Here is a 14,110-nt window from a genome sequence, read left to right as displayed (position 1 = left end):
ATTATACAACCTGCTCAACACCGGCATCTGCAAAGCTTGCCATGTGGTTATAAAAGCCAAGAGCGGCTTGTAGCAAAGGTAAGCTCAATGCTGCGCCAGTGCCTTCACCTAAGCGTAAATCTAATTGTAGCAAGGGTTTAACTTCAAGCTTGCTTAACATTTGTTGATGGCCTTGTTCATTAGAACAATGAGCAAAAATTAAATACTCTTTTACTATAGGGTTAATTTTAATCGCAACCATAGCCGCAGCACTACAAATAAAGCCATCAACAATAACGGCCATACCTTGCTCTGCCGCCGCTAGCATTGCACCGGTAATATGCACAATTTCAAAGCCACCCACTGCAGCAAGCAGCGCTATTGGATCAGCCAAGTGGGCCTTATGCAGTTGTAATGCTTGCTCAACAACATTGATTTTACGCGCAATTAATTCGTCACTCACGCCAGTGCCTCTACCCACACATTGCGTCACAGGTAAATTTAATATTGCTGCCATAATAGCTGCGGCACTCGTGGTATTGCCAATTCCCATCTCCCCCATAGCCAATGTATTACAGCCTTGTTGTTTAAGCTGTAAAACCAGTGACTTAGCATTACTAAACCCTTGCTTTACTTGCGCAGTGCTCATGGCCATGTGTAAGTTAAGCGGGGCGGTTATATTACCAAGTCGGCAATCATGTACCTTGCTAGCAGGGCTTTTTTCTAATATACCGCAATCAACAACCTCAAGTTGCCAGCCAAGTTGCTGACAAAATATATTTATAGCAGCGCCGCCAGCGACAAAGTTAGCGACCATTTGTGCAGTTACTTCACTCGGTGCAATTGATACTCCTTGCGCTGCAATCCCATGATCTCCAGCAAAAACAACTAAAGTAGGGTTACAAATCTCAGCTTTAAATGCAGTAAATTCAACGTCACTCTTTATCGTTTGAGATAGTATTTTTACTAACTGTAATGCAATCAGTTCAAGCTGACCTAGTGCCCCTAGGGGTTTGGTTTTATTATTTATTTTATTGTGAATAAGGTGGTCAAATTGATTATTCAAAGGGGCTATTTTAAACATTGTGTAGCAACTCACGTTTTCAAAAAAGTAAAAAGATAACTGCTAAATCCCACAACTGATATCGTTGTGATAAAAGAGGATCAGGCGTTTTTAAAAAATAATTTTAGGCCAAGCTTGGCCATTTTCATCAAAAAATATATCGATACAAATAACCTTGCCATAACCCACAGTAAATATATTTTGATAATTTAACTGTTTTGGCACCTGACAAATAATAGCGAGTAATTGCTTTATTACTCCTGCATGCGTAATTACAAGTTGTGAGCGAGTACCTTGGCAAATAGTATTAACTAATAATTGCTGCCACCACGTTGTTATGCGCTGATAAAAATGAGCCATGCTTTCACCGTTAGGTGGCGTCACGAGCCAAGGGCTTTGCCAAAAGTCACCAATTGTCGGTGTTTTAGTATGCTGCCACAGTTCATCATAGCTTTGGCCATCCCAATCACCAAAGTTAAACTCTTTAATATCGTCGGTTATATTCAGTGGTATTTTATTAAAATCACAAAATTGCCGAGCAAACTCACTACAGCGCTTTAAAGACGATGAGGTAACTAAATCAATATTTGCTAACCTGCCACAGGCGATATTTAACTGCTCAAACCCTTTTTTACTCAATATAAAATCGGTATGCCCCGCTAAAACATCTTTAGTCGTAAGCTCACCATGTCGCAGTAAATAAACTCGGCTAGAAAATGCTGTCATGCTCATACAAGTCTAAAATAAATGTACTTTGAGTTTATCAGCATAGTATTTTTTTATCTTTGAGTTTTACTTATTAATGACTTGAATTTTACTTTTCTGCAGACGTAAAAAAAACCGATTATTTTCAATCGGGCTATCTCGATTTGGAGTCGGCGCGCTACTTCGTAGCGACAACGCTGTAAAATGTCGTAGTGCCCACAGCGGTAGAAAATCACAGTGCAAATGCACCACATTCATTGGCTAGTGGTGATGTTTTTATGATTTGAGTGTCGGGTGTCGCTACGCTCGCCCAACCTACGCGGGAGATTTGCGTACATTACTCACCCACATTTCACTTTTCTACAGACGTAAAAAAGCCCGACTATTTCTAGTCGGGCTTTCTACAATTTGGAGCCTGGCAATGTCGTGGTGCCCACAGCAGTGGAGAGTCACATAGCAAATGCTACACTATCATCGGTCGTGGTTCGCCTTCGAGCTGTTTCGTTTCACTACTGAGTTCGCATGGGCTTTTGGCTATTTATTAAATTGCAGACGTAAAAAAGCCCGAATCGTTAAATTCGGGCTTTCTACAATTTGGAGCCTGGCAATGTCCTACTTTCACATAGCAAATGCTACACTATCATCGGCGCTGTTTCGTTTCACTACTGAGTTCGGCATGGGGTCAGGTGGGTCCAAAACGCTATGGTTACCAAGCAAATTAGGGCGTTAATTCGTATCACTACAAATTAACTGAATTTGGAAAATATCTGATAATATTTTTTAAGTCTTTACGTAAATATCTACTTTAGCAATATTAACTTCTTGCTTGAACTGTCACATAAAACGCGTTTGGCGTTGTATGGTTAAGCCTCACGGGTAATTAGTACAAGTTAGCTTAATGCCTCACAGCACTTCCACATCTTGCCTATCAACGTTGTAGTCTCCAACGGCCCTTCAGAGAGCTTATAGCTCTAGTGAGAAATCATCTCGAGGCCTGCTTCGCGCTTAGATGCTTTCAGCGCTTATCAGTTCCGAACGTAGCTACCGGGCAATGCCATTGGCATGACAACCCGAACACCAGCGGTTCGTTCACTCCGGTCCTCTCGTACTAGGAGCAACCCCTCTCAATTCTCAAACGCCCACGGCAGATAGGGACCGAACTGTCTCACGACGTTCTAAACCCAGCTCGCGTACCACTTTAAATGGCGAACAGCCATACCCTTGGGACCGACTTCAGCCCCAGGATGTGATGAGCCGACATCGAGGTGCCAAACACCGCCGTCGATATGAACTCTTGGGCGGTATCAGCCTGTTATCCCCGGAGTACCTTTTATCCGTTGAGCGATGGCCCTTCCATTCAGAACCACCGGATCACTATGACCTACTTTCGTACCTGCTCGACGTGTCTGTCTCGCAGTTAAGCTGGCTTCTACCATTACACTAACCGTACGATGTCCGACCGTACTTAGCCAACCTTCGTGCTCCTCCGTTACTCTTTAGGAGGAGACCGCCCCAGTCAAACTACCCACCAGGCACTGTCCGTAACCCCGATTCAGGGGCCAACGTTAGAACATCAAAACTACAAGGGTGGTATTTCAAGGTTGACTCCAACAAAACTAGCGTCTCATCTTCAAAGTCTCCCACCTATCCTACACATGTAGGTTCAATGTTCAGTGCCAAGCTGTAGTAAAGGTTCACGGGGTCTTTCCGTCTAGCCGCGGGTACACAGCATCTTCACTGCGATTTCAATTTCACTGAGTCTCGGGTGGAGACAGCGTGGCCATGGTTACACCATTCGTGCAGGTCGGAACTTACCCGACAAGGAATTTCGCTACCTTAGGACCGTTATAGTTACGGCCGCCGTTTACCGGGGCTTCGATCAAGAGCTTCTCCCTAAGGATAACCCCATCAATTAACCTTCCGGCACCGGGCAGGTGTCACACCGTATACGTCATCTTGCGATTTTGCACAGTGCTGTGTTTTTAATAAACAGTCCCAGCCACCTGGTCACTGCGGCTCCCGTCCGCTTAGAGAGCAAGTCTCATCACAGATAGGAGCGTACCTTCTCCCGAAGTTACGGTACGATTTTGCCTAGTTCCTTCACCCGAGTTCTCTCAAGCGCCTTAGTATTCTCTACCTGACCACCTGTGTCGGTTTGGGGTACGATTCCATATAATCTGAAGCTTAGAGGCTTTTCCTGGAAGTATGGCATCAGCAACTTCATCACCTTAGTGACTCGTCTCGTGTCTCAGGTTTAATGTTCGTCCGGATTTACCTAAACAAACGCCCTACTCACTTTCACATGGACTACCAACGCCATGCTTGCTTAGCCTGCTCCGTCCCCCCATCGCAATTATATCGAGTACAGAAATATTAATCTGTTTCCCATCGACTACGCCTTTCGGCCTCGCCTTAGGGGTCGACTTACCCTACCCTGATTAACATGGGATAGGAACCCTTGGTCTTCCGGCGTGGGAGTTTTTCACTCCCATTATCGTTACTCATGTCAGCATTCGCACTTCTGATACCTCCAGCAACCCTCCCGGGTCACCTTCAACGGCTTACAGAACGCTCCCCTACCACTCATCCTAAGATGAATCCGCAGCTTCGGTGCATAGTTTAGCCCCGTTACATCTTCCGCGCAGACCGACTCGACCAGTGAGCTATTACGCTTTCTTTAAAGGATGGCTGCTTCTAAGCCAACCTCCTGGCTGTCTGGGCCTTTCCACATCGTTTCCCACTTAACTATGACTTTGGGACCTTAGCTGGCGGTCTGGGTTGTTTCCCTCTTCACGACGGACGTTAGCACCCGCCGTGTGTCTCCCGGATATTACTTTACGGTATTCGGAGTTTGCAAAGGGTTGGTAAGTCGGGATGACCCCCTAGCCTTAACAGTGCTCTACCCCCGTAAGTATTCGTCCGAGGCTCTACCTAAATAGATTTCGGGGAGAACCAGCTATCTCCCGGTTTGATTAGCCTTTCACTCCTAACCACAAGTCATCCCCTAACTTTTCAACGTTAGTGGGTTCGGTCCTCCAGTTGATGTTACTCAACCTTCAACCTGCTCATGGCTAGATCACCGGGTTTCGGGTCTATACCTTGCAACTATTCGCCCAGTTAAGACTCGGTTTCCCTACGGCTACCCTAATCGGTTAACCTCGCTACAAAATATAAGTCGCTGACCCATTATACAAAAGGTACGCAGTCACCCAACAAGTGGGCTCCTACTGCTTGTACGTACACGGTTTCAGGTTCTATTTCACTCCCCTCACAGGGGTTCTTTTCGCCTTTCCCTCACGGTACTGGTTCACTATCGGTCAGTTGGGAGTATTTAGCCTTAGATGATGGTCCACCTATATTCAGTCAAAGTTTCACGTGCTCCGACCTACTCGATTTCACTTAAAATGTCTTTTCATGTACGGGACTATCACCCTGTATCGTGGCGCTTTCCAGCAGCCTTCCATTAACACATAATAAGCTTAAGGGCTGTTCCGATTTCGCTCGCCGCTACTTTCGGAATCTCGGTTGATTTCTTTTCCTACGGGTACTTAGATGTTTCAGTTCTCCGCGTTCGCCTCGTTAACCTATGTATTCAGTTAACGATACCTGCAAGCAGGTGGGTTTCCCCATTCGGAAATCCTAGTCTCAAGTGCTTTTTACTAGCTTGACTAGGCTTATCGCAAGTTAATACGTCCTTCATCGCCTCCAACTGCCAAGGCATCCACCGTGTACGCTTAGTCACTTAACCATACAACCCAAACGGGTCTTTGTTGTGTGACAGTTTAACTTCGCCAGAAGTCAATATTGAATACTAAAGTAGATACCAATCAATCAACTCGTAAGAGTTAATTAAATGGCACTGAATGGTACTGCTACCATTCTTTTTTTACTTTTGAAAACTCTTGATAAATAACAATGTTATTCATCAGAATTTTATTATCAGCTTTTCCAAATTTTTAAAGAGCATATTAATTAGTTATCCCGAAGGACAAGCACTAATTAACAATCATCTGTGTGGACACTACGAACAAATAAGTTCTAAATCGTATAAGGAGGTGATCCAGCCCCAGGTTCCCCTAGGGCTACCTTGTTACGACTTCACCCCAGTCATGAATCACTCCGTGGTAAACGTCCTCCCGAGGGTTAGACTATCTACTTCTGGAGCAACCCACTCCCATGGTGTGACGGGCGGTGTGTACAAGGCCCGGGAACGTATTCACCGCGTCATTCTGATACGCGATTACTAGCGATTCCGACTTCATGGAGTCGAGTTGCAGACTCCAATCCGGACTACGACGCACTTTAAGTGATTCGCTTACTCTCGCGAGTTCGCAGCACTCTGTATGCGCCATTGTAGCACGTGTGTAGCCCTACACGTAAGGGCCATGATGACTTGACGTCGTCCCCACCTTCCTCCGGTTTATCACCGGCAGTCTCCTTAGAGTTCTCAGCATTACCTGCTAGCAACTAAGGATAGGGGTTGCGCTCGTTGCGGGACTTAACCCAACATCTCACAACACGAGCTGACGACAGCCATGCAGCACCTGTATCAGAGTTCCCGAAGGCACCAAACCATCTCTGGTAAGTTCTCTGTATGTCAAGTGTAGGTAAGGTTCTTCGCGTTGCATCGAATTAAACCACATGCTCCACCGCTTGTGCGGGCCCCCGTCAATTCATTTGAGTTTTAACCTTGCGGCCGTACTCCCCAGGCGGTCTACTTAATGCGTTAGCTTTGAAAAACAGAACCGAGGCTCCGAGCTTCTAGTAGACATCGTTTACGGCGTGGACTACCGGGGTATCTAATCCCGTTTGCTCCCCACGCTTTCGTACATGAGCGTCAGTGTTGACCCAGGTGGCTGCCTTCGCCATCGGTATTCCTTCAGATCTCTACGCATTTCACCGCTACACCTGAAATTCTACCACCCTCTATCACACTCTAGTTTGCCAGTTCGAAATGCAGTTCCCAGGTTGAGCCCGGGGCTTTCACATCTCGCTTAACAAACCGCCTGCGTACGCTTTACGCCCAGTAATTCCGATTAACGCTCGCACCCTCCGTATTACCGCGGCTGCTGGCACGGAGTTAGCCGGTGCTTCTTCTGTCAGTAACGTCACAGCTAGCAGGTATTAACTACTAACCTTTCCTCCTGACTGAAAGTGCTTTACAACCCGAAGGCCTTCTTCACACACGCGGCATGGCTGCATCAGGCTTGCGCCCATTGTGCAATATTCCCCACTGCTGCCTCCCGTAGGAGTCTGGGCCGTGTCTCAGTCCCAGTGTGGCTGATCATCCTCTCAAACCAGCTAGGGATCGTCGCCTTGGTGAGCCATTACCTCACCAACTAGCTAATCCCACTTGGGCCAATCTAAAGGCGAGAGCCGAAGCCCCCTTTGGTCCGTAGACATTATGCGGTATTAGCAGTCGTTTCCAACTGTTGTCCCCCACCTCAAGGCATGTTCCCAAGCATTACTCACCCGTCCGCCGCTCGTCAGCAAAGTAGCAAGCTACTTTCTGTTACCGCTCGACTTGCATGTGTTAGGCCTGCCGCCAGCGTTCAATCTGAGCCATGATCAAACTCTTCAATTAAAAAGTTTTATGTCTTTCGACAGCTCAATGAATTCTGAATTTATTTTAATATCTTTCGATATTGAATTGACTGTGCCGAAGCAACTTATAAATAAGTTACTTCTGTTGGTCACTCAGTTTTCAATTGAGACTCTAATTTGTTTGCCTTACTTAGCGAACTAAGCTTGGCTGTTAGAACTCAATCTGTACGAGTGCCCACACAGATGATTGCTTTATATTGTTAAAGAACGTTTTGAGTCGCTTTAGCGTCTCAAGGGATGCGTATAATACATCCTTTATTTTTCGAGTCAACACTTTGTTTTAAACTTTCTTTTTGGAAGATTTAAAACCGAAGTTTTATTTAACTCTCTGAGTAGTTGCTGCCTTGCTATGCTTCGGCGTTTCCCTTCTCAGTGGGGTCGCATTATAGGGATAAACGAGTGAGGGTCAACACTTTATTTCCGCTTTATGACAATTAAATGAATATTGTATAAAAGGTATACAAACAAAGGCTTGCAATGAAGTTTAAGCTTAAAAAAGCACCAAATAAATGGCAGTAATAGGGAAGTTATAGTTACGCTAGGTAGAAGGTAGGTTGTTTAGTTTAAATGTTATGTTTAAATAATTAAATGCGGCTTAGTTATAGTACTTTACTGAGTAGCTCTAAATAAATTAAGAGCCGGTACTTTGCACCTTTTAAGGTTTAGCAAAATACTCAGTTAAATATCTGATGTAGAGTAGGGGGCTCATATCGTTCAGACAATAAAAAAGCGAGTTAATAACTCGCTTCTATCTACTTATACTTTTTAACTAAATATAAGTCGTTATTTTTTAACTGGGCGTTTCCAGCCATCTAAATTACGCTGTTTGCCTCGAGCAATAGCTAGTTGCTCATCTGCTACTGTATTCGTAATAACAGAGCCTGCACCAATTGTTGCCATTGCACCAATATTTACGGGTGCAACAAGCGATGAGTTAGAACCAATAAAGGCATTGTTGCCAATAATGGTTTTTGCTTTATTAACGCCGTCATAGTTACAGGTAATAGTACCCGCGCCAATATTAACCTTTTCGCCAATTTCAGCATCACCTAGGTAACTTAAGTGATTAGCTTTAGAGCCTTTACCTAAACGGGTTTTTTTCATTTCGACGAAGTTACCAACATGTGAGTCTTCTTCCATAATTGCACCTGGGCGAAGGCGGGCATAGGGACCAAGCGTACATTTAGCAGCAACTGTTGCATCTTCTATGAGTGTATTAGCTTTTATTATAACGTTATCGCCAATGCTGCAGTTTTTGAGCACACAGTTTGGTCCAATTTCAACGTTATGACCTATAGTCACTTTGCCTTCAAAAATCACGTTTATATCTATTAGTACATCTTCACCGGTGGTGACTGTTCCGCGAACATCTATACGGGCAGGATCGGCAAGTGTTGCCCCATTAAGCATTAATTCTTGTGCTTGCCATGCTTGGTACGCACGTTCAAGGCCAGCTAGTTGTATACGATTATTAGCGCCTTCTACTTCCATTGGGTGATCTGGCTGAGCTGATGTAATTTCGACACCTTCGCTATGCGCCATTGCCACTATGTCGGTTAGGTAATATTCGCCTTGTGCATTATTGTTAGATAAGTTGCCTAACCAGCTTTTTAGCAATCGACCATTAACGGCCATAATACCGGTATTTACTTCGCTAATAAGTAATTGCTCTGGGCTGGCATCTTTTTGCTCAACAATACCCACTAACTTGCCATCAACACGTAGCATACGTCCGTAACCATTTGGATTGGCTAAATTTACGGTTAATACCGCTAAACCATGTTTAGGTGTCGCAGCTAATAAACGTTCAAGCGTTGATTGCTTAGTTAAAGGCACGTCACCGTATAAAATCAGCACTGTATCATCGTCATTAACATGAGAGTTGGCTTGCGCTACTGCATGACCCGTACCTAACTGCTCAGCTTGGAGTACCCAATTTACGTTGTTGTTGGCCAGTTGTTGTTGTAATAGTTCGCCACCATGACCGTAAACTAAGTTAGTAGTAGTTGCACCTAGTGCTTTTGCGTTATCAATAACGTGCTGCACCATAGGTTTGCCAGCCACTTTATGAAGAACTTTAGGTAGCGCTGAGCGCATGCGAGTACCTTTACCCGCTGCAAGAATAACCGTTGTTAGAGACATTAAAACAATTTCCTTTTTTCGTTGTTTTAGCTAAATAAGCGCGTACTGGTGCACAGTAGATTATGTAAATCACATCATGTGCAAATACTCAGTAGCTTAATTACTGACTACTGAATCTTGGCTGAAACACTCAGACACTTCAATGGCGTTATTGTAACGGGGATTAGTGATGGATATAAGTAACAAGGGATAAATAGTGAGCACAAAAAGTAAATTTATAATTTTTATAACATTGCTGATTTATATTACAGGCACAAAAAAGCCCACGTTATGTGGGCTTTTAAAAACCAGATAGGCTTACTTTTTTCGTAATTGCTGAATAATGCGTAGCTGAGCAATTGCTTCAGCTAGTTGCACTGCGGCTTGATTATAATCAAGTTCAGCAGATGCACCTTTCGCCATTTGAGCTTCAGCGTCACGTTTAGCAGCTTCTGCAGCTTGCTCGTCAAGGTCTTCACCACGAACAGCTGTATCAGCAAGAACAGTCACTAGATTAGGTTGTACTTCTAATGTACCGCCAGCAATGTAGATGAACTCTTCTTCACCAAATTGCTTAACTAAACGTACCATACCAGGTTTAAGGGCAGTAAGTAGTGGAGCGTGACCAGCATTAACGCCTAACTCACCTTCACTACCAGTAACTTGAATCGATTCAACACGGCCAGAGAACAAACTCTGCTCTGCGCTTACTACATCAAGATGTACAGTCATAGCTGCCATACTCCCCTCCTAAGTTACATGCTTTTGGCTTTTTCTTGAGCTTCTTCGATAGAGCCAACCATGTAGAACGCTTGCTCTGGCATGTCATCAAATTCACCGTTTAAGATGCCTTTAAAGCCAGAAATTGTATCTTTTAGTGATACGTATTTACCAGACGCGCCTGTAAACACCTCTGCCACGAAGAATGGCTGAGATAGGAAACGTTGGATTTTACGTGCACGAGATACAAGTTGCTTATCTTCGTCAGAAAGCTCGTCCATACCTAGGATTGCAATGATGTCTTTAAGTTCTTTATAACGCTGAAGAACTGTTTGAACGCCACGTGCTGTATCGTAGTGCTCTTGACCAATTACTTGTGGGTCAAGTTGACGTGAAGATGAATCAAGTGGGTCTACCGCTGGGTAGATACCAAGTGACGCGATATCACGCGAAAGTACTACAGTTGCGTCTAAGTGAGCAAAGGTAGTTGCTGGAGATGGATCCGTTAAATCATCCGCAGGTACGTATACCGCTTGGATTGAAGTGATTGAACCCGTCTTAGTAGAAGCAATACGCTCTTGTAACACACCCATTTCTTCAGCAAGTGTAGGCTGGTAGCCTACCGCTGATGGCATACGACCAAGAAGTGCAGATACTTCTGTACCAGCAAGTGTGTAACGGTAGATGTTATCTACAAAGAAAAGTACATCGCGACCTTCGTCACGGAACTTTTCAGCCATAGTAAGACCTGTTAACGCTACGCGTAAACGGTTACCTGGAGGCTCGTTCATCTGACCGTATACAAGCGATACTTTATCAAGTACGTTTGAATCGTTCATCTCATGGTAGAAATCGTTACCTTCACGTGTACGCTCACCAACACCGGCGAATACTGAGTAGCCGCTGTGCTCGATTGCGATGTTACGGATAAGTTCCATCATGTTTACGGTTTTACCAACACCGGCACCACCGAATAAACCAACTTTACCACCTTTAGCGAATGGACATACAAGGTCGATAACCTTGATACCAGTTTCTAAAAGCTCAACTGAACTTGATTGCTCTTCGTAAGTAGGCGCTGCACGGTGAATAGACATACGGTCTTCTTCGCCGATTGGGCCAGCTTCATCGATTGGCTCACCAAGTACGTTCATGATACGACCAAGTGTTGCTTTACCAACTGGAACTTGAATCGACTCACCTGTATTCATTACCGAAGCACCACGACGCAAACCGTCTGTAGTACCCATAGCGATAGTACGTACCACACCGCCACCTAACTGTTGTTGAACTTCTAGAGTCAACCCAGTTAAATCGCCATCTGTTACTCTTAGCGCGTCATATACGGCTGGCACGTTGTTTTGTGGAAATTCAATATCCACAACGGCACCGATAATTTGGACGACCTTACCTAAACTCATGTCTATTCCTCTCGTTAATCTTTGCCTGAAGCATTAAACTGCTGCTGAACCAGAACAAATCTCACTAATTTCTTGTGTGATTGCTGCTTGGCGAGCTTTGTTATAAATAAGCTGTAACTCATCCATAAGGTCGCCGGCATTGTCTGTTGCAGCTTTCATTGCAACCATGCGGGCAGCCTGCTCAGATGCAGCATTTTCAACTACACCTTGGTATACTTGAGACTCAACAAACCGTACTAACAACGCTTCTAAAATAGCGTCTGGGTTTGGCTCATACAAGTAATCCCATGTGTGGGCAGATACTTCTTCTTCAGCTTTTGGCAAAGGGAGTAACTGATCTACTGTTGGCTCTTGCTTCATGGTATTTACAAACTTGTTGTATACCAAGAATAAACGGTCAATTTTACCTTCAGAGAATGCATCAAGCATTACTTTTACAGGACCAATTATATCCTGAATTGAAGGTTTATCTCCTAAGCCTGCTTTTTTAGCAAGGACTTGACCACCAAAGCGTTGGAAGAAACCAGCAGCTTTACTGCCTAAAGTTGCAAACTCTGCGCTTACACCTTTTTCTTTCCATGCTTTAATATCTAGTGCAACTTTTTTAAACTCATTTGAGTTTAAACCGCCACACAGACCACGGTCTGTAGAGATAACAATATAACCAACTCGTTTTACTTCACGCTCTTCTAAAAAAGGGTGGGTAAAATCAAGATTTGCCTGAGCAACACGACCAATCACTGTGCGTAATTTTGCAGCGTATGGACGGCTTGTAGCAACGCGTTCTTGCGCCCTTTTCATTTTAGACGCAGCAACCATTTCCATTGCGCTAGTGATCTTTTGAGTATTTTTAATACTACCGATCTTGCTTTTAATCTCTTTTCCGCTGGCCATGACTCTCTCTCCGAATCAAGGTGTGCTTTAGTTTCCTAAAGCGCACCATTAATAACTATATTACCAAGTTTGCGTAGACTTGAACTTCGTTAGAAGTTCTTTAAGTTGCGCTTCGATCTCGGCGTTGTAGTTACCAGTTTCATTGATTTGAGCCACAAGCTCTGCGTATGTGCTATTTGCATACGAAAGTAAAGCCGCTTCAAAATCCATGATCTTAGCGATCTCGATATCTTGAAGGAAACCTTTTTCAGCAGCAAATAACGACAAAGACATTTCAGCAACAGACATTGGCGCGTACTGTTTCTGCTTCATTAGCTCTGTTACACGCTCACCATGCTCAAGTTGAGCACGAGTTGCATCATCAAGGTCAGACGCGAACTGCGAGAACGCAGCTAATTCACGGTACTGAGCTAGGGCTAGACGAATACCGCCACCTAGTTTCTTAACGATTTTAGTTTGTGCAGCACCACCAACACGCGATACCGAAATACCAGCGTTTACTGCCGGACGGATACCTGAGTTGAATAGGTCAGTTTCTAAGAAGATTTGACCATCGGTGATAGAGATAACGTTAGTCGGTACGAACGCAGAAACGTCGCCGCCTTGAGTTTCAATGATTGGCAATGCCGTCAATGAACCAGTTGTACCTTTCACTTCACCATTAGTGAACTTTTCAACGTATTCAGCGTTTACACGCGAAGCACGTTCTAAAAGACGAGAGTGAAGATAGAATACGTCACCTGGGTATGCTTCACGACCTGGTGGGCGCTTAAGTAGTAATGAAATTTGACGATAAGCAACTGCTTGCTTAGACAAATCATCATATACGATTAAAGCGTTTTCACCGCGGTCACGGAAGTATTCACCCATAGTACAGCCCGCGAACGGTGCTAAGTACTGAAGTGCCGCTGATTCAGAAGCAGATGCAACAACTACGATAGTATTTGCTAATGCACCGTGCTCTTCTAATTTGCGAACTACGTTAGCAATAGTAGATGCTTTTTGACCAATCGCAACGTACACACACTTAACGCCTGTGCCTTTTTGATTGATGATTGCATCGATTGCTAGTGCAGTTTTACCTGTTTGGCGATCACCGATGATAAGTTCACGTTGACCACGACCAACTGGAATCATCGCATCGATAGATTTATAACCAGTTTGTACTGGCTCATCTACAGATTTACGCTCGATTACACCTGGTGCAATTTTTTCTACAGGTTCAAACCCGTCATTATCTAGCGCGCCTTTACCATCGATCGGAGCACCTAGTGTGTTAACAACACGACCAAGTAGACCAGGACCAACAGGCACTTCTAAAATACGACCAGTTGTATATACTTTTACGCCTTCAGTAAGATCCGCGTACGGACCCATTACTACTGCACCAATTGAGTCGCGCTCAAGGTTTAGTGCGATAGCATAACGGTTGCCTGGAAGCTCAATCATCTCACCTTGCATACAGTCAGCTAGACCGTGGATGCGGATGATACCGTCTGTAACAGATACAATAGTACCTTCGTTACGAGCTTCACTTACAACTTCGAACTGCTCAATACGTTGTTTGATCAGATCTGAAATTTCAGTGGAATTAAGTTGCATG

At 44.4% G+C, this 14,110-nt stretch carries 7 protein-coding genes and 3 rRNA genes; all 10 read right to left on the bottom strand.

The annotated features are described in order from the left end of the window. Position 1: 1 nt before the first annotated feature. On the bottom strand, positions 2-1,063 hold the full coding sequence (gene cobT / locus CIK86_RS13575; RefSeq protein ID WP_011329622.1) for a nicotinate-nucleotide--dimethylbenzimidazole phosphoribosyltransferase: 1,062 nt from the start codon (positions 1,061-1,063) through the stop codon (positions 2-4). A 90-nt stretch (positions 1,064-1,153) separates the two neighbouring features. Next, positions 1,154-1,774 (bottom strand): histidine phosphatase family protein, encoded by a 621-nt coding sequence (locus tag CIK86_RS13570; protein ID WP_225741021.1) that lies wholly within the window; start codon positions 1,772-1,774, stop codon positions 1,154-1,156. 572 nt (positions 1,775-2,346) lie between these two features. Then, positions 2,347-2,461 (bottom strand): 5S ribosomal RNA (rrf, locus tag CIK86_RS13565). A gap of 145 nt (positions 2,462-2,606) precedes the next feature. Next, positions 2,607-5,495: ribosomal RNA gene (locus CIK86_RS13560) — 23S ribosomal RNA — on the bottom strand. Positions 5,496-5,795: 300 nt separating this feature from the next. After that, positions 5,796-7,331: ribosomal RNA gene (locus CIK86_RS13555) — 16S ribosomal RNA — on the bottom strand. The 16S, 23S and 5S rRNA genes sit together here, the layout of an rRNA operon. Before the next feature lie 803 nt (positions 7,332-8,134). Next, positions 8,135-9,493: a bifunctional UDP-N-acetylglucosamine diphosphorylase/glucosamine-1-phosphate N-acetyltransferase GlmU gene (glmU, locus tag CIK86_RS13550; RefSeq protein ID WP_086996480.1), complete on the bottom strand. Its 1,359-nt coding sequence runs from the start codon at positions 9,491-9,493 to the stop codon at positions 8,135-8,137. A gap of 297 nt (positions 9,494-9,790) precedes the next feature. Then, positions 9,791-10,213 (bottom strand): F0F1 ATP synthase subunit epsilon, encoded by a 423-nt coding sequence (locus CIK86_RS13545; protein ID WP_011329625.1) that lies wholly within the window; start codon positions 10,211-10,213, stop codon positions 9,791-9,793. A 14-nt stretch (positions 10,214-10,227) separates the two neighbouring features. Next, positions 10,228-11,613: a F0F1 ATP synthase subunit beta gene (gene atpD / locus CIK86_RS13540; RefSeq protein ID WP_011329626.1), complete on the bottom strand. Its 1,386-nt coding sequence runs from the start codon at positions 11,611-11,613 to the stop codon at positions 10,228-10,230. 33 nt (positions 11,614-11,646) lie between these two features. Beyond that, positions 11,647-12,507, bottom strand: a complete 861-nt coding sequence (atpG, locus tag CIK86_RS13535; RefSeq protein WP_011329627.1) for a F0F1 ATP synthase subunit gamma — start codon at positions 12,505-12,507, stop codon at positions 11,647-11,649. 60 nt (positions 12,508-12,567) lie between these two features. Next, positions 12,568-14,109, bottom strand: a complete 1,542-nt coding sequence (atpA, locus tag CIK86_RS13530; protein ID WP_011329628.1) for a F0F1 ATP synthase subunit alpha — start codon at positions 14,107-14,109, stop codon at positions 12,568-12,570. Between the last annotated feature and the right edge of the window lies 1 nt (position 14,110).

The sequence above is a fragment of the Pseudoalteromonas sp. JB197 genome, from assembly GCF_002332205.1.
Taxonomy (GTDB): domain Bacteria; phylum Pseudomonadota; class Gammaproteobacteria; order Enterobacterales; family Alteromonadaceae; genus Pseudoalteromonas; species Pseudoalteromonas nigrifaciens.
Note: the sequence above shows the minus strand (reverse complement) of the source record. Positions and strands in the feature narration are given on the sequence as shown.

Excerpts from the sequence above, each read along its gene's own strand:
- cobT (WP_011329622.1), bottom strand. The coding sequence starts at position 1,063 with ATGTTTAAAATAGCCCCTTTGAATAATCAATTTGACCACCTTATTCAC.
- CIK86_RS13570 (WP_225741021.1), bottom strand. The coding sequence starts at position 1,774 with ATGAGCATGACAGCATTTTCTAGCCGAGTTTATTTACTGCGACATGGT.
- glmU (WP_086996480.1), bottom strand. The coding sequence starts at position 9,493 with ATGTCTCTAACAACGGTTATTCTTGCAGCGGGTAAAGGTACTCGCATG.
- CIK86_RS13545 (WP_011329625.1), bottom strand. The coding sequence starts at position 10,213 with ATGGCAGCTATGACTGTACATCTTGATGTAGTAAGCGCAGAGCAGAGT.
- atpD (WP_011329626.1), bottom strand. The coding sequence starts at position 11,613 with ATGAGTTTAGGTAAGGTCGTCCAAATTATCGGTGCCGTTGTGGATATT.
- atpG (WP_011329627.1), bottom strand. The coding sequence starts at position 12,507 with ATGGCCAGCGGAAAAGAGATTAAAAGCAAGATCGGTAGTATTAAAAAT.
- atpA (WP_011329628.1), bottom strand. The coding sequence starts at position 14,109 with ATGCAACTTAATTCCACTGAAATTTCAGATCTGATCAAACAACGTATT.